At 62.0% G+C, this 16,025-nt stretch carries 13 protein-coding genes; 7 read left to right on the top strand and 6 right to left on the bottom strand.

Translation table 11 applies throughout. The features are described from left to right. Positions 1-264: 264 nt before the first annotated feature. Positions 265-1,020, bottom strand: coding sequence for a DUF429 domain-containing protein (locus MM194_RS14800; protein ID WP_033131288.1), 756 nt, complete (start codon positions 1,018-1,020; stop codon positions 265-267). Between the two features lie 78 nt (positions 1,021-1,098). Further along, positions 1,099-1,662, bottom strand: a complete 564-nt coding sequence (locus tag MM194_RS14795) for a hypothetical protein (RefSeq protein ID WP_033131289.1) — start codon at positions 1,660-1,662, stop codon at positions 1,099-1,101. Between the two features lie 306 nt (positions 1,663-1,968). Between MM194_RS14795 and MM194_RS14790 the strand changes: the two genes are divergently transcribed. The 4 genes from MM194_RS14790 to ybcJ all read left to right on the top strand — a co-directional run bounded on the left by MM194_RS14790 (position 1,969) and on the right by ybcJ (position 4,998). After that, positions 1,969-2,319, top strand: coding sequence for a phasin family protein (locus MM194_RS14790; protein WP_033131290.1), 351 nt, complete (start codon positions 1,969-1,971; stop codon positions 2,317-2,319). A gap of 92 nt (positions 2,320-2,411) precedes the next feature. After that, a complete protein-coding gene (locus tag MM194_RS14785) occupies positions 2,412-4,196 on the top strand; it encodes a class I poly(R)-hydroxyalkanoic acid synthase (RefSeq protein WP_241343983.1) in 1,785 nt (594 codons plus the stop codon). Further along, the gene (locus tag MM194_RS14780; protein WP_241343982.1) at positions 4,193-4,591 is read left to right on the top strand and encodes a MaoC family dehydratase; all 399 of its coding nucleotides are present in this window, start codon (positions 4,193-4,195) and stop codon (positions 4,589-4,591) included. The genes MM194_RS14785 and MM194_RS14780 overlap by 4 nt, the downstream gene beginning before the upstream one ends. A gap of 173 nt (positions 4,592-4,764) precedes the next feature. After that, positions 4,765-4,998 carry a ribosome-associated protein YbcJ gene (gene ybcJ / locus MM194_RS14775; RefSeq protein ID WP_033131292.1) on the top strand — a complete coding sequence of 78 codons (234 nt, stop codon included), beginning with the start codon at positions 4,765-4,767 and terminating at the stop codon, positions 4,996-4,998. A gap of 79 nt (positions 4,999-5,077) precedes the next feature. Here ybcJ and MM194_RS14770 read toward each other — a convergent pair whose 3' ends face one another. Then, complete coding sequence (locus MM194_RS14770; protein ID WP_033131293.1) at positions 5,078-5,551, bottom strand: DUF4442 domain-containing protein; 474 nt, start codon at positions 5,549-5,551, stop codon at positions 5,078-5,080. Positions 5,552-6,105: 554 nt separating this feature from the next. On the opposite strand from MM194_RS14770, the gene MM194_RS14765 reads away from it, so the two are divergent. Next, positions 6,106-7,284 (top strand): hypothetical protein, encoded by a 1,179-nt coding sequence (locus tag MM194_RS14765; protein WP_241343981.1) that lies wholly within the window; start codon positions 6,106-6,108, stop codon positions 7,282-7,284. A 58-nt stretch (positions 7,285-7,342) separates the two neighbouring features. Here MM194_RS14765 and MM194_RS14760 read toward each other — a convergent pair whose 3' ends face one another. The 3 genes from MM194_RS14760 to MM194_RS14750 form a co-directional block, all read right to left on the bottom strand. Continuing rightward, a complete protein-coding gene (locus MM194_RS14760; protein WP_241343980.1) occupies positions 7,343-9,094 on the bottom strand; it encodes an ABC transporter transmembrane domain-containing protein in 1,752 nt (583 codons plus the stop codon). Between the two features lie 109 nt (positions 9,095-9,203). Beyond that, entirely contained in the window at positions 9,204-10,940 is a 1,737-nt protein-coding gene (locus MM194_RS14755) for an ABC transporter transmembrane domain-containing protein (protein WP_241343979.1), read from the bottom strand. Between the two features lie 145 nt (positions 10,941-11,085). Beyond that, positions 11,086-13,887, bottom strand: coding sequence for a response regulator (locus tag MM194_RS14750; protein ID WP_241343978.1), 2,802 nt, complete (start codon positions 13,885-13,887; stop codon positions 11,086-11,088). 153 nt (positions 13,888-14,040) lie between these two features. On the opposite strand from MM194_RS14750, the gene trxC reads away from it, so the two are divergent. Both trxC and MM194_RS14740 read left to right on the top strand, forming a co-directional pair. Then, positions 14,041-14,481 (top strand): thioredoxin TrxC, encoded by a 441-nt coding sequence (gene trxC, locus MM194_RS14745; protein ID WP_241343977.1) that lies wholly within the window; start codon positions 14,041-14,043, stop codon positions 14,479-14,481. A 154-nt stretch (positions 14,482-14,635) separates the two neighbouring features. Further along, positions 14,636-16,021, top strand: coding sequence for a DASS family sodium-coupled anion symporter (locus MM194_RS14740; protein WP_241343976.1), 1,386 nt, complete (start codon positions 14,636-14,638; stop codon positions 16,019-16,021). The last annotated feature ends 4 nt before the right edge of the window (positions 16,022-16,025 follow it).

Below are 16,025 nucleotides of genomic sequence, written 5' to 3'. Positions count from 1 at the left end.
ATTTGTACTTTAAAATCACCCGCCAGCGGCATATTGGTCGCCTTGTCCCCCCGGCGTCTGCCTTGCGAGATGTTTTCAGGGCACAGGGTCTCGGCAGTCTGATTTGTTGGTTTCACATTCTTGTCTGATGGCATATGAGGGCAATATTCAAACACCTTTGATGCCAAGATCAGGTTACTTCAGAGACATGACGAGAAGAGAGCCGGCAGGGTTTGGCTGCCGGCAAGATAAAAAAGGGGTCGATGAGCGCTCTTGGCCCGGCCTTCAATCTCGGGCGAAGTGGTAGACCCAGCCCTCGTCCAGGGGAAAATCGGCGGGTGCCGAGACTAGGGACGGCAAGGAGGTGACGGCGTCTCTGGCGGCATATTGCAGCGCCATCAGGGCGCAGAGGGCGGCGTCGTAGCGATCCGTCCCCGGAGTGACATCGGGTGGCAGCTGACCTGCGATCTCCCTTCTCGCCATCGAGGTTTTGCCAGCCACCTTGGCCAGGGCCGGATAGACCTCCAGCACGGCGCGCTCGGCCTGTGGGACCCGCGTCGGTACAAGCTGCAAGTCTGCGAGGCGCGGCAACATGGAGAGCGCCAGGGTCGCGTTGTTGCCAAGCCTGTCGAAGGTGGCCGACAGCGGCTTCTTGCCGTACTGCTGATGCAACCAGCGCTCGCAGTCTCTATAGGCGTAAGGATTGTCTATCTCCCGCTGGGGCACGGCGCATGGCGCCCCCCTCCCCGCCAGCAGCTCGGCGAGCGCCCGTGGAAAGGCGAGCGGCGCATCGATCCCCAGCGCCAATTGCGGACAGGCCAGCACCTGCATCAAGCCAATCTCGTCTTGCAGGGCCGGGCGCAGCAAGGCATCCAGATCCGGGGCAACCCGGGAGCTCAGCCGAAACAGGGGCGAGACCCCCAGCCAGTGCAGCCGCTGCTCACCGGCCTGCCAACCCACCACAGCCACCGCCTGGGCGTTGCCTTGCCAGCCTCTCACGTCCCAACCGATGCCAATGGCATCCATATGACCAGTCGTCATCTCAAGATCACTTCTCTGCACCATTGATGCAACACAGGGTAATGCCTGCCCTCGCCAATGCAAGGCCGGGGCCGTACCTTAGAAGGATTTCTTGAAGTTGATGAGGGGCAAGATGGGGAAGACGCCGTTCTCGGCGTAGTTCGCCAGGCCTATCTGCAAGCCATCGAGATGCTTGGTGGCATTGATGAAACCGAGCTGGAAGGTAGTGCGCTCGGCATAGTTGACGAAACCGACGTTGGCCAGGGCATTGCCCTTGGCAATGTTGACCGCCCCCCAGTTCAAGCCCTGCACGTTGTTGGTCAGGTTGACGAAGCCGAGGTTCAGCCCGGTGTCCTGCCCCTCGTGCCAGTTGACGGCGTTGATGGCGACCCCGCCAAACTGATGGCGCACCCGGGCGGCACCGAAGAAGATGCCCAGCTGCAAGCCGGTGAACTGATCCACGTCAGAGAGCGCGAACACCGGCAAGTCGATGCCCTTGACCTGACCGGTCCGGCCATACAGGAAGGAGGCGCGCGCCCCTTCGACCTGATGGGATGCCGGCAGATTGATACCGGGCAGCGAGATCTGGATCGGCGTGCTGGCATGGGCGGCGCCAGTCAAGGCCAGCGCGCCGCAACCAAGCAGCAGGGCAAGGGATTTCATCTAGGTATTCCTTAACAATCTGAACGTCTTGCCAGACTATCAGCGCAGAGTCGGTGGCACGAGGCCCAGCTGGCCGCCCTGCGTCATCTCCCGTCTGAATCCATCCCTGACAAGAAACACCTGAAATTAAAATTCAAACGCAAATTAACACTTATGTCATTTACATCAAATCGCATTTAGTTGCAGAATGGTTAAACGCGTGTTTGAACAGAGCAAGCACCGCGTGACCATGGATGACAAGTTGTACCCAACAAAGAGAGCCCGCTGGCTCATAACAATACAGTTCAGCCGAAATGGAGACGCATGATGAATATGGATATCCTCAAGAGCTTTACCGAGCAGATGCAAGGTTTCACCTCCCCGCTCACCCGCTACAACCAGCTGCTGGCCAGCAACATCGAACAGCTGACCCGGTTGCAGCTGGCCTCCGCCAACGCCTATGCCGAGCTGGGTCTGAACCAGCTGCAAGCGGTGGGCAAGGTGCAGGATGCCCAGAGCCTGGCCGCCCTCGGCACAGTGCAACTGGAAACCGCCAGCCAGCTCTCCCGCCAGATGCTGGATGACATCCAGAAACTCAATGCCCTGGGTCTGCAGTTCAAGGAAGAGCTGGATGTCCTGACCGCGGATGGCATCAAAAAGAGCACGGGCAAGGCCTGATAACCCCTGGCTGCCCACTCGGGCAGCCACATCTCCCCACGACTCGACAGCACGGGCTTGTTCCCGTCACGGGCGTGGGTGAAGGAGAGAACATGAGCCAATCATCTTACGGCCCGCTGTTCGAGGCCCTGGCCCACTATAACGACAAGCTGATGGGCATGGCCAAGGCCCAGACCGAGCGTACCGCACAGGCTTTGTTGCAGACCAATCTGGACGATCTCGGCCAGGTGCTGGAGCAGAGCAGCCAGCAACCCTGGCAGTTGATCCAGGCGCAGATGGGCTGGTGGCAGGATCAGCTCAAGCTGATGCAGCACACCCTGCTCAAGAGCGCGGGCCAGGAGAGCGCCCCGGTGATCACCCCGGAGCGCGGCGATCGCCGCTTCAAGGCCGAGGCCTGGAGCGAGCAACCTATCTTTGACTATCTCAAGCAATCCTATTTGCTCACCGCCAAGCACCTGCTGGCCTCGGTGGACGCGCTCGAAGGCGTGCCAGAGAAGAGCCGGGATCGACTGCGGTTCTTCACCCGCCAGTACATCAACGCCATGGCCCCCAGCAACTTCCTGGCGACCAACCCCGAGCTGCTCAAGCTGACCCTGGAGTCCGACGGCCAGAATCTGGTGCGCGGGCTGGCCCTCCTTGCCGAGGACCTGGAGCGCAGCGCCGATCAACTCAACATCCGGCTGACCGACGAGTCCGCCTTCGAGCTGGGCCGGGATCTGGCGACGACCCCGGGCCGGGTGGTGCAACGCACCGAGCTCTATGAGCTGATCCAGTACAGCCCGACCACGGAGACGGTGGGCAAAACGCCGGTGCTGATCGTGCCCCCCTTCATCAACAAGTACTACATCATGGACATGCGGCCCCAGAACTCCCTGGTCGCCTGGCTGGTCGCCCAGGGCCAGACGGTATTCATGATCTCCTGGCGCAACCCGGGGGTGGCCCAAGCCCAAGTCGATCTCGACGACTACGTGGTGGATGGCGTCATCGCCGCCCTGGACGCCGTGGAGGCGGCCACCGGCGAGCGGGAGGTGCACGGCATCGGCTACTGCATCGGCGGCACCGCACTGTCGCTCGCCATGGGCTGGCTGGCGGCCCGCCGTCAGAAGCAGCGGGTGCGCTCCGCCACCCTGTTCACCACCCTGCTGGACTTCTCCCAGCCCGGCGAGCTCGGCATCTTCATCCACGAGCCCATCATCGCCGCGCTGGAGGCCCAAAATGAGGCCAAGGGCATCATGGACGGGCGCCAGCTGGCCGTCTCCTTCAGCCTGCTGCGGGAAAACAGCCTCTACTGGAACTACTACATCGACAGCTACCTCAAGGGGCAGAGCCCGGTGGCCTTCGATCTGCTGCACTGGAACAGCGACAGCACCAACGTGGCGGGCAAGACCCACAACAGCCTGCTGCGCCGGCTCTATCTGGAGAATCAGCTGGTAAAGGGGGAACTCAAGATCCGCCAGACCCGCATCGATCTGGCCAAGGTGAAGACCCCGGTGCTGCTGGTGTCGGCCATCGACGATCACATCGCGCTCTGGCAAGGTACCTGGCAGGGCATGAAGTTGTTCGGCGGCGAGCAGCGCTTCATCCTGGCCGAGTCCGGCCACATCGCCGGCATCATCAATCCGCCGGCGGCCAACAAATACGGCTTCTGGCAGAGCCAGAACGAGGCCGAGACCCCGCAGGCCTGGCTCGAGGAGGCAACCCACCAGGGCGGCTCCTGGTGGCCCGAGATGATGGGCTTCATCAGCGCTCGAAGCGAGGAGGCTGACCCCATCCCCGCCCGCGTGCCCGTTGAAGGCCTCGCGGCAGCCCCCGGCAGCTACGTCAAGACGCGGCTCAACCCCATCTTTAGCGGCACCACAGAGGAGATACCGGCATGAGCACCCTCGCCATCGGCCAGAAGGCCAGCCTGACCAAGCGCTTCGGCGCGGCGGAAGTGAGCGCCTTTGCCGGCTTGTCGGAGGATTTCAATCCCCTGCACCTGGATCCGGCCTTTGCCGCCAGCACGCCGTTCGAGCGTCCCATCGTCCACGGCATGTTGCTGGCCAGCCTCTTCTCCGGGTTGCTGGGCCAGCATCTGCCTGGCAAGGGGAGCGTCTATCTCGGTCAGAGCCTCAGCTTCAAGCAACCTGTGTTCGTCGGTGACGAGGTGACGGCGGAGGTGGAGATCATCGCCCTGCGCGAAGACAAGCCCATCGCCACCCTGGCCACCCGCATCTTCACCTCAAGCGGCGCCCTCGCCGTGACGGGGGAAGCCGTGGTGAAATTCGGCTAAGAGAAAGCACAGCCCACCTCAGGATCATGCAGCCCGGCTCTGCCGGGCTGCATTTTTATGGCCGCCTGCCCCACTTTTTCTGGTCCAATCCGGCCCTGACCCTTTCCCTGCCGACCCTAACTGCCTAGAATAACCGCCCTGCCGTGCCCGGCATTCATTAGCGAGGATTTTTCATGGAGACGTTTCTGCTCGAAGGCCACCCCTTCGTTGCCCTGTGCGACCTTATCAAGCATCAGGGGTGGGCCGATTGTGGTGGCGCGGCCAAGGCGCTGGTCGGCGATGGCCTGGTCGAAGTGAACGGTCAGGTAGAGACCCGCAAGCGCTGCAAGATAGTGGCCGGCCAGGTGGTCAACTTCAACGGCATGAAGGTGGTCGTGAAGGAAGGGATCAGCCCGGAGATCGGCTGAGTCTCCACACTGCCGAGTCCTGATGGGAAAGATGAGCCCGGCCATGGGCCGAGCCCGCTTCGGGTATTGAGTCTCTGGCTCAGCTGGCCTTGATCGACAGGGTCAGCACGAAGCGCGCCATCGCCTCGTCACCGCTCAGGGACGGGCAGGTGGCCACCACCTGGATGGGGCGATTGATCCGTTGCCCCGTCGCCAGCGACTCATCGATCATGGCATCGATCGCCTCCCCAGCCTCGCACTCGAAGCGCACGTCCGCCTCGGGCCGCTTCAAAAACTCCCCCTGCACATCCTTGAAGGCGAAATGCACCTTCTTGCGCCTGGTCCGTCCCTTCTCCATCACCAGCAGGCCGCCGACCAGATCGGCGCCGGTCGCCAGGGCGCCGAAATACATGCTGCCCAGGTGGTTGCGGGTGCGCCAGCCGAGCGGAATGCGGATGCGCAGCGCCTTGGCGTCCATCTGCTCGATGACGGGGGCACAGAAGCCGATGACGGGAATGTAGCGCCAGGCGAAGAGGCGCAGGGCGAGGTTGGCCTTGAAGCGTTGCAAATCCATATGCGAACTGATCCGATGAGTGATTGTGACCGAAATGTTGCCAGCATCTCCCCCAATAGACAAGCACCCATTTCGCACCCCGTGCATCCGATCAGCGGCTCTGCGAGCCAGCCACCGCCCGTCCCTCAGCTCTTGACGCCCCGAGCGGCTAAAAACAGCGCCGACATAGGCACACTCCTGCCTCCAATCGTCCCAGCGAGGGCAACTAACGAGCGTTTTACCCGCCCCAAGGCATTTATTATCCAAATGAAAAGAGGGATTACATTCGTTTGGTAAATGGCAAAATGGGGCGCCCCGGTCCGGATGGGCATTATCTTTGGCCCCCATCGCCCCGTTTTTTCAAGGGGCGGCGCCACTGTGTCAGCCTGATGACAGCCCTAGCCGGATGAAAGTTAACGACTATTGTCTCCCCCACCGACGCTAGCCCGCCCTCCTTCTGCCGCCACTGACATAAGTCACAGTAACCATCTGCCCCATCCCTCGCTAGGCTGTGCTGGCTCGTGAATGGCCAGTGGGCGCCGGGCTACCTTTTCGCACAGCACAAGGAGAGAGAGATGGGTAACAATCAGCAGTTGTTCAACGGGGGCGAGAGCGCCGGTACCTTCCAGCTCAATTTCAACAATAACCGTGCCTACGAGCTGTTTGGCCGGGAGTACCTCAGGTGCTACGCCAACCTGGCGGCCAAGGGCAAGATGAGCAAGCCGCTGCCCTCGGGGCCGCTCAGCTACAACGTCGACTTCGCCATGGATTGCGGCTGCAGCTCGGTGCTGATCGACTTCAACCTCGCCTACAAGAAGACCTTCGGTAACCAGGATCAGCTGCCGCAGTTGCGTGCATCCGACTACGAGGCCGAGCTGGTGCTCTGCCAGCTGGTGCGCGAAGCCCCCGCCAACCGCCTGAGCAGCAAGGCGCAGTTCGCCGAGGCCGAGGCCTTCTTCAACGACGTGAATCTGCCCACCGTCAAGGCGGTGGGCAACGACCCCTACGCCGATAAAGACGGACTGGTGGAGTTCATCGTGGCCAACGAGCTGCTGGACGATCCCGCCGTCATGGCCAAGCTGGCGGAGCAGAAGGCCTATCTCATTGCCATCACCTCTGTGGTCACCGCCTACATCAACCGCTACGCCGAGGCCTACGGGGATCAGTACAAGACGGACGCGGATCTCTGGGCCAAGGCGCTGTCCAAGATCCCGCTGATGGGACCGAGCAAGATCGATCAGCAGAGCTACAGCCGCCACATCAAGGGGATCAGCATCGCCACCGACTTCATCAACTTCATCATGGATGTGGTGGTGAGTCAGGGGACCACGGCGCTGGCCAGCTTCAACAAGTTCCTGCAAAAGCAGGGGGATGCCATTCGTTTCGGGGTCGAGAACAACAAGGACTTCTACAAGACCATCACGGTGGGCATCACGGTCGAGGTGTTCAAGGTGGGCAGCGAGCTGGTCTATGTGCCCAAGATCAAGCAGTACCGCATCAACTTCGATCGCCAGAACAGCAAGTTCACCTCCGCCTGTGCCAGCAGCGAGTTCGTGGACATCTACTTCAACTACCTCTACGCGGCCAACGTATTCGACTACGAGGCGCTCAAGGATCCGGAGATCAAGCGCGACTTCGACAACTTCATCCAGAAGCAGCGCAAGGCGCAGATCGAAGAGGCCGACACCTTCTTCAACGACGACTTCCCGCCCCTGCAACCCAAGCTGGTGACCCGCAGCAAGGCCACGGTCTGAGGTCTTGCCAAACAAAACAGCCGGCATCTGCCGGCTGTTTTTTATCTCATGAACGGGCTCAGGCCCGCTTCTCTTCCAGCCAGGCGCCCTGGCTCTGCATCTCGAACAGCTGGGCATAGTGTGCCCCCAGCGCCATCAGCTCGCCGTGGGTGCCGCGCTCGTTGACCTGACCGCGGGAGAGCAGCAGGATCTCGTCCGCATCCACTATGGTGGAGAGCCGGTGGGCGATGGCGATGGTGGTGCGGCCACGGCGCGCCGCCGACAGCGCCTGGGAGAGCGCGAGCTCGGTCTGGGAATCCACGCTGGCGGTCGCCTCGTCCAGGATGAGGATGCGCGGATCCCCCACCAGCGCCCGGGCAAACGAAAGCAGCTGGCGCTGACCGGCGGAGAGGTTCTTGCCCCCCTCCTCCATCATGGTCTCGATCCCCTGGGGCAGGCTCTTCACAAAGGCCGCCAGTTGCACCTCTTCGAGCGCCTGCCAGAGCTGCGCATCAAGGATGCCGTCACGGCCGAGCCGCAGGTTCTCCGCCAGGGTCCCGACGAAGATGAAGGGATCTTGCTGCACCAGGCCGATGCTGCGGCGCACCGCCGCGAGTGACAGCGTCTCCAGGGGGTGATCATCGAAACGGATCTGCCCGCCGCCGATGGGATAGAAGCCCATCAGCAGGCTGATGATGGTGGACTTGCCACTGCCGGTGTGGCCCACCAGCGCCAGCATCTGGCCGGGTCTGGTACTGAAACTCAGCTCCCGCAGCACTTGTTGCTGGCCGTCATAGGAGAAGCTCACCCGCTCGAAGCTGACCCGCCCCTGCAGTGGCTGACTCTCCCCGGCGGTGCTCTCGCGGGCTTCGTCCAACAGGGCGAACACCCGCTCCCCCGCCACCATGGCCTGCTGCAACTGGTTGAGCTGGTTGGTCATCTCGATGAGCGGCTCTATCATCCGCCCCAGATAGCTGATGAAGGCGTAGAGCACCCCCACCTGGATGGCGCCGCCGGCGCTCAGGCCCTCGTGGGCGAACAGGGCGAGCAGCCCGATCAGCACCATCATGTAGAAGAGATCGATGAGCGGGCGCAGCAGGATGCCGTTGATCTTCAGACTCTTGAGCCGCGCCGACCAGTGCTGCTGGTTCACCTCGGCAAAGGCCTTGGCGAAATGCCGCTCCTGTACCATGGCCTGGATCACCGGCATCCCCTGCAGGGATTCGTTGAGCCGGCTGTTGATGTCGGACAGCAGGCTGCGGGTGGCCCGCACCACGGGCACGCTCAGTTTCTGGTAGAGCCACATCACGGCACCGACCGCCGGCAACAGGGTCGCGCACACCAGCATCAGCCGCAGATCCAGCAGTGCCATGGAGAGGAGGATGCCGCACAGCAGCACCACTTTTTGCACCAGCAGCCCGATCACCTGCACATAGAGGTTCATGATGGCCTCGGTGTCGTTGGTGATGCGGGAGATGAGCGAACCGGATCTGTGCTTGTCAAAATAGCGGGCCGGCAGCCGGATGGCGGTGGCGAATACCTGCTCGCGCAGGGTCTGCACCACCGCCTGGGCGATGCGGTTAAAGCGCAGGGATTGCAGGTAGAAACCGGCGGCCGACAGCAGTTGCAGACCGAGATAACCCGCTCCGAGCGCCACAATGGCCGGCCACACCAGCTGGCGCGGCGCCAGATAGTCATCGATAAAGAGCTTGATCAGCAGCGGCCCCGCCACCTCGGCACCGGTCGCCAGCAGCAGGCAGATCCCCGCCTGGATGAGCCAGCGAGGATAGCGGGCACAGTAGGCCAGCAGGCGTTTAATGGTTGGATTCACAGACTTGCCTCCAGCGCAGCGTTCCCAAGGAATTGACACTCTTTGCTCCCTTCTCCCCTCGTGGGAGAAGGGTTGGGGATGAGGGGAACCACTCGTCTCATCATCAAACTCACAGGCTCTCCTCCACGTCTTGCTCCAGGCGCTGATAGCGAACCATGTCGGCGTACCAGCCGTTGTGGGCCATCAGGGCGCCGTGGCGACCCCGCTCACTGACGCGGCCCTGCTCCAGCACCAGGATCTCGTCCGCCTGCTCCACCGCCGTCATGCGGTGGCTGATCAGGATCAGGGTGCGTCTATGGGCCTTGAGCGCCTGCAGGATCTGTTTCTCGGTATGGGCATCCACCGCCGACAGGGCATCGTCCAGCACCAGGATAGGGGCCGGCAGCAGCAGGGCACGGGCGATGGCGAGGCGCTGTTTCTGGCCGCCGGAGAGAGTCACCCCCTTCTCGCCCACCTCGGTGGCATAGCCCATGGGGAAGCGGCTGATGTCATCGTGCACGCAGGCGATGCGGGCCACCCGCTCGATCTCCTCCTGGCTGGCCTCGGGCCGGCCGAGGGCGATGTTGGCGGCGATGGTGGTGGAGAACAGGAAGGGCTCCTGGGGCACGTAGGCAAACTGGCTGCGCAGATCGGCCAGCGCCAGCTGCTGGATGGGCACGCCGCCCATGGTGATCTGGCCGGCGCTGGGGTTGGCCAGCCGCATCAGCAGCTTGAGCAGCGAGCTCTTGCCCGCCCCCGTGCGTCCCACCACCCCGAGCATGCCGCCCTGCTGCAGGCTGAAATCTATCCCCTGCAGCAGGCTGCGTTGCTCCAGCCGGTAATCCACCCCCTTCATGCAGAGGGGGAAGCTGGCCGTGAGGGGCTGCGGCGCCGCGGGATCCTGAATGTCGCTGCGCTCGGCCAGCAGACTCTCGATGCGGGAATAGGCGGCGCTGCCGCGCTCTATGATGTTGAACAGCCAGGCGATGGCGAACATGGGCCAGATGAGCTGCCCCAGGTACATGGTGAAGCTGGTGAGCTCCCCCAGGGTCAGCTTGTCTTGCAGCACCAGGGCGCTGCCGCCCGCCACCGCCAGGAAATAGGAGCAACCTATGCAGAGGTAGATCACGGGATCGAACTTGGCATCGATGCGGGCCACCGCCATGTTGCACTCCCCCGCCTGGCGGGTCAGCTCGGCAAAGCCCTTGTCTTCCAGGGACTCCACCGCATAGGACTTGAGCACCCGCACGCCGGAGAGGGCCTCCTGGGTCTTGTTGTTGAGGCGGGAGAAGGCCCCTTGCGCCGCCTTGAACTCCTTGTAGATCTGGGTACCGAAGCGATTCATGAAGAACGCCATCACCGGCAAGGGCAACAGGGAGAGCAAGGTCAGCTGCCAGGAGTACTGGCTGCACATGATGGAGAGCACCAGGATCCCGACGATGAAGGAGTCCACCAGGGTCAGTACCCCTTCCCCGGCCGTCATCTCCACCGCCTGAATGTCGTTGGTGGCGTGGGCCATCAGATCGCCGGTGCGATGGCGCTGATAGAAATCCGGGCTCATGCGGGTGAAGTGGCTGAACAGCCGGTTGCGCAGCACATAGGCGAGCCGATAGGACGCACCAAACAGCATGACCCTCCACACATAGCGCAGCAGGTAGATGACGATGCCAAGCCCCAGCAATCCCACCAGATAACGTACCAGGGTGCCGTTATCGAGATCTCCCTTGGCCACCCCATCCACTACCCAGCCCACCACCTTGGGAGGGATCACGGTCAGCAGCGCCACCATCATCAACAGGGAGATGGCGATGAGATAACGCCGCCACTGATCCTTGAAGAACCAGCCCAGCCGCAAAAATACGCTCACATTGTTGTCCTTGCTTGCGGCGCCGCAGCGGCCGCCATTGATCTTGAGAGAAGCTCAATACAATCGCCCCCGAGGTGGGGGCGATGAGAATCGGTCATCATAGCCTGAAGTGGCCGGCATGAGAACGGTTGCTATCTTCGCCGGCTCAGAACCGCTTGTCCCGCGGCTCGAACAGTGGCGCGGCAGACTCTGGCTGCTCACCGGTCAGCAGGAAGTGGGACACCTCCTCCCGGGTCTGATTGAACACCTGCTGAAGATGGATAAGCTCGGCCTCGGTCAACTCCTCCTGCTGCAACCGCAACCGCCACTCCAGCTCACCGGCCAGCAGTTGCAGGCGCGAGGCGGAGATGTTGGCCGACACCCCCTTGAGGGTATGCAACAGACGGCACGCCACCTCGGGTTGCTGACGGCGCAGGGCGGAGCGGATGTCCCACAGATCGTCCTTGTGTTCGGACAAGAACAGCTTGAACAGGATCTGCAGCGCCTCCCTGTCCTGCTCCAGCCGACGCAGCGCATCCTCCAGATCCAGCACCCCCATCAGATCCGGCGGCTTGACCTCGAGGGTGGCCCGTCGCTCGCCATTGGCCCCCCTCACCCACTGCAGCAGGTTATTGTAGAGATCCAGCTTGCTGACCGGCTTGGTGACATAGCCATTCATGCCGACCCCGAGGCAACGCTCCTTGTCACCGGGCATGGCGCTGGCGGTGAGCGCGATGATAGGCACATCGTGCTTGTCCACCATCTTGCGGATCTGGCGTGTCGCATCCAGCCCATCGAGCACCGGCATCTGCAAGTCCATCAGGATCACGTCAAAGGGCTGCTCCGCCACCCGTTCCACCGCCTCGCGGCCGTTGTCCACCACGGTGACCAGGGCCTCGACCCGGCGCAGGTACTCCATGATGAGCTGCTGGTTGACGCGATTGTCCTCCGCCAGCAGCACCCGGGTACCGTGCAGCAGATCGCGAAAATGCTGTTGATCCCCTTGTGCCTCGGCCTGGCGCACGTTGCTGTCGTGGGAGCTGCCATTGAGCAACTCATCCGCCTTGGCCAGCAGGGCATTCTCGGTCATGGGTTTGGCCAGGAAATGGGTCAGTCCCATGCTCTCCATGCGACCGTGCAAGCCCTCCCTGGACCAGGCGCTGGTCATCAGGATGGGCAACCGTCGCCACTGGCTGTGTTGATACATCTCGAGCGCCAGATCCAGGCCGTCTTCCTGACCCATGCGCCAGTCGAGGATCGCCAGCCGGATATGGTGCCCATCTTCCTTCAGCGCCTGGCGGGCGCGGGAGATACTGTTAACCGTGAGCACGGTGGCGCCGGCCCGGCTCAGTATGTCCTTGGCGAGCTCCAGCACCAGCTCGTTGTCATCCATGATCAGGATGAGGGGCTGCTGCTCGAAGAAGACCCGGCGCCCGGACACGCCGTAGACCGCCTGGGACATGGGGATCTCGAACATGAAGGTGGACCCCACCCCAGGCTTGCTCTGCACCCTGATCTCCCCCCCCATCAGCCCCACCAGCCGCTGGGAGATGTTGAGCCCAAGCCCGGAGCCGCCGTATTTGCGGGTGTTGCCCGCCTCCAGCTGGGTGAAAGGCTGAAACAGCTGCAACTGCTTCTCTGGCGCTATGCCGATACCGGTATCGCGCACGCTGAAACACACCCGCATGGGGTGCTGACTGGCGAGGGTGATGGCCACCTCGACCTCCCCTCGCTCGGTAAACTTGATGGCATTGTTGACCAGGTTGACCAACACCTGACCGAGGCGCAGGGGATCGCCGCGCAAAAAGTCGGGCACGGTAGGCGACTTGTTGATGATGACCTCGATCTGCTTGCGCTCCGCCAGATCGGCAAACATGGCCGCCAGGGAGTCAAGCTGCTCGCTGAGATCAAAGTCGATCTCCTCGAGTGTCAGCTTGCCGGACTCGACCTTGGTCAGATCCAGAATGTCGTTGATAAGCAGCAACAAGGTGTCTGACGAAGACTTGATCTTGCTGAGGTAATCCCGCTGCTGCTGATCCAGCTCGGTCTGCAACGCCAGGGTGCTAAAGCCGATGATCGCATTCATGGGGGTGCGGATCTCGTGGCTCATGTTGGCCAGAAAGTCACTCTTGGCCTGGGCCAGCAGTTCGGCGTGACGGGACAGCTCGCTCAGCTTCTGGTTGCGGCGCCACAGCGTCGCGGCCACCAGCGAGAAGCAGAGCAGGGCGCCGCCCAGCACCATCAGATAAAACTGACTCTTGAGGGATGAGGCCAGCTCCAGCTTGCTTTTCTTCCACAGGGGCAGCGATCCCAGCCCCTTCATCTCGATGATCTGGTTACGCAGGCGATGGTAGTCGATCACCTGGCGGTTGAGCTCCTGGCTGAGCTGTGTGATGGCCAGGATCGGGGGCAGCTGGGAATAGGTCTCGGTGAGGCGCTGTTGCAACGCCAGCAACTGGCGCTGCTCATTCATGTCCCAGCTGCGTCTGAGGTAGTGGCTCAGCCTGAGCAACTCGGTGAGATCGCGGTACTCCGCCGACTCGACCGCCACCTTGGCCATCAGCGACTTGAGCTGGCTCTGGAAGCGAGGCTCCAGATACTCGATGGTCATCTCCATGGTGTAGAGCTTGGCAAGATCCAGCAGATAGCCATCGATGTCACGCTGCAGCGCCAGGGACTTGGGATCATCGGCTGAGCCCGGATCTTCACGCACCAGGCTCACGAACTTGTCGAGACTGTTTGACAACAGGCTCAGGCGCTGCTGCACGCTGCCGTCGCTCGCCTTTTCGCGCCCCAGCAGATAAACGGTGTCGGTGTTGATCCGGTTCAACACCAGTTCGGCGGCCCCGCTGAGCTCGGAGGCCCGTTGTTGCTGGCTGAGCAACTGCCAGCAATAGGTCGAAAACGCCAGCAGCGATACGATGATAAGGCTCAGGACAACACGATTGACGCGTGCAACACTCTTCATCCCGTCTCGATTCTCTTGTCATGGTCAGCCATCCGGTGACAGAACATCACGACAGATCGCCAACTGTGAAAATTAACTGACCGCTATGTTACCGTTAGTCTGCTCTACCAATGCAATAAAGATGTTGCCGAGCCATGAATTAAGGAAGCAATTATGTCACTTATCACTACCTATTGTAGCCAGTGCTTTACCCGCAATCGCCTGCCCAGGGAGAAAATGGATTCAAACGCGAGCTGCGGTCGTTGCCGCGCTCCCCTGTTCGGCAGCACCCCGGTGGTGGGGCGCATGGCTCACTTTGACACCTTGATCGGCTCCGACATTCCGGTCGTTGTCGACTTCTGGGCCAGCTGGTGCGGCCCCTGCCTGCAGTTCGCTCCTCTGTTTCAGGAGATGGCCCGAGAACTCGAGCCGCACCTCCGCTTCGTCAAGCTCGATACCGAGCAAGAGGCGGCCATTGCCAGCCGCTACGCCATTCGCAGCATCCCGACCCTGATGGTCTTCCAGCGCGGTCAGGTGCTGGCCCAACGCAGCGGCTCCCTGCCAAAGAGCCTGCTCAAGGAGTGGCTGCTTTCCGTCACGGCCCAGGCCAAATGAAACCAAAATGTTTAAATTCTGTTTAATATCAGATCCGTTTGCACTTTACTCTGTGAGTCGCCACATGCTTTGACCACTTCCCCCTGTTTCATACGGGGGGAGAAATGTAATCTCGGCAACACAACAACAACCATAAATTAACCGAGAAAACAACATGCATACATCTGCCCTACCCTCTGCCCCACCACGTTGGCTGGACATCAAGGCCGGGATCGTCATCCTGGACGTCCTGCTGCTCTGTGCCATGCTCGCCTGGCTCCCGTTTGATCCCATGATCAACAAGGGCCTCGGCATCCTGATCTTCATCGCCATCCTCTGGCTCACCGAAGCGGTCAACATCACCATCACGGCGATCGCCATCCCGGTGCTCGCCACCCTGCTCGGGGTGTTTGACATGAGCAAGTCGCTCACCGACTTCGCCAACCCCGTGTTGTTCCTCTTCTTCGGTGGCTTCGCACTGGCTGCCGCGCTCTCCAAGCAGGGGCTGGATACCCAGATCGCCGCCAAGGTGATGCAGCTCGCCAAGGGCCATCTCGGCTGGGCTGCCATCGTGCTCTTCACCATCACGGCCGCCCTCTCCATGTGGATCAGCAACACCGCCACCGCCGCCATGATGATGCCGCTGGCCCTCGGCATGCTCAAGGGACTGGACGTCCACAAGGAACGCCGCACCCTGGTCTTCGTCCTGCTGGGGGTCGCCTACAGCGCCAGCATCGGTGGCATAGGTACCCTGGTGGGCAGCCCCCCCAACGCCATCGCTGCCGCCCAGATGGGCATCGGCTTCACCGACTGGCTCAAATTCGGCATTCCGGTGGTGCTTATCTTCATGCCGGTCGGCATCGGCCTGCTCTATCTGGTGATGCGCCCCAATCTCTCCCACCAGGTCAGCACCGAGCAGGTCACCATAGAGTGGACCGGCCAGCGCAAGGTGACCCTGCTCATCTTCCTCGCCACCGTGCTGCTGTGGATAGGCTCCCAGCCCATCGCCGCTGCGCTGGGGGGCATTCCCCAGTTCGACACCCTGATCGCCATGGGCGCCATCCTGGCCATCGCCGTCAGCCGGGTCGCCAGCTGGGATGACATCAACCTGAACACCGACTGGGGCGTGCTGCTGCTGTTCGGCGGTGGCCTGACCTTAAGTTCCATCCTCAAGCAGACCGGAGCCAATGCCTTCCTGGCGGAGCACCTCTCCAGCACCCTCGCCACCATGCCGGTCTTCGTCATACTGCTGTGTCTGGCCACCTTCGTGGTGTTCCTGACCGAGTTGGTCTCCAACACCGCCACCGCCGCCCTGCTGGTACCGCTGTTTGCCGGGGTGGCCGAGGCGCTGGGGGTCTCTCCCATCGTCATGTCGGTACTGATCGCCATCGGCGCCTCCTGCGCCTTCATGCTGCCGGTGGCCACGCCGCCCAATGCCATCGTCTTCGCCAGCGGCCACATCCAGCAGCGGGAGATGATGCGGGCCGGCCTGGTGCTGAACCTGGTGTTCACCGTCATCCTGACCCTGCTGGCCTATTGCTTCGGCGATATACTGCACTGATCCA

The sequence above is a fragment of the Aeromonas sp. MR16 genome, assembly GCF_022549315.1.
GTDB classification, from domain to species: domain Bacteria; phylum Pseudomonadota; class Gammaproteobacteria; order Enterobacterales; family Aeromonadaceae; genus Aeromonas; species Aeromonas aquatica.
Note: the sequence above shows the minus strand (reverse complement) of the source record. Positions and strands in the feature narration are given on the sequence as shown.

What these genes read in the sequence shown, in the direction of transcription:
- MM194_RS14800 (WP_033131288.1), bottom strand. Translation starts at nt 1,020, where the DNA reads ATGACGACTGGTCATATGGATGCCATTGGCATCGGTTGGGACGTGAGA.
- MM194_RS14795 (WP_033131289.1), bottom strand. Translation starts at nt 1,662, where the DNA reads ATGAAATCCCTTGCCCTGCTGCTTGGTTGCGGCGCGCTGGCCTTGACT.
- MM194_RS14790 (WP_033131290.1), top strand. Translation starts at nt 1,969, where the DNA reads ATGAATATGGATATCCTCAAGAGCTTTACCGAGCAGATGCAAGGTTTC.
- MM194_RS14785 (WP_241343983.1), top strand. Translation starts at nt 2,412, where the DNA reads ATGAGCCAATCATCTTACGGCCCGCTGTTCGAGGCCCTGGCCCACTAT.
- MM194_RS14780 (WP_241343982.1), top strand. Translation starts at nt 4,193, where the DNA reads ATGAGCACCCTCGCCATCGGCCAGAAGGCCAGCCTGACCAAGCGCTTC.
- ybcJ (WP_033131292.1), top strand. Translation starts at nt 4,765, where the DNA reads ATGGAGACGTTTCTGCTCGAAGGCCACCCCTTCGTTGCCCTGTGCGAC.
- MM194_RS14770 (WP_033131293.1), bottom strand. Translation starts at nt 5,551, where the DNA reads ATGGATTTGCAACGCTTCAAGGCCAACCTCGCCCTGCGCCTCTTCGCC.
- MM194_RS14765 (WP_241343981.1), top strand. Translation starts at nt 6,106, where the DNA reads ATGGGTAACAATCAGCAGTTGTTCAACGGGGGCGAGAGCGCCGGTACC.
- MM194_RS14750 (WP_241343978.1), bottom strand. Translation starts at nt 13,887, where the DNA reads ATGAAGAGTGTTGCACGCGTCAATCGTGTTGTCCTGAGCCTTATCATC.
- trxC (WP_241343977.1), top strand. Translation starts at nt 14,041, where the DNA reads ATGTCACTTATCACTACCTATTGTAGCCAGTGCTTTACCCGCAATCGC.
- MM194_RS14740 (WP_241343976.1), top strand. Translation starts at nt 14,636, where the DNA reads ATGCATACATCTGCCCTACCCTCTGCCCCACCACGTTGGCTGGACATC.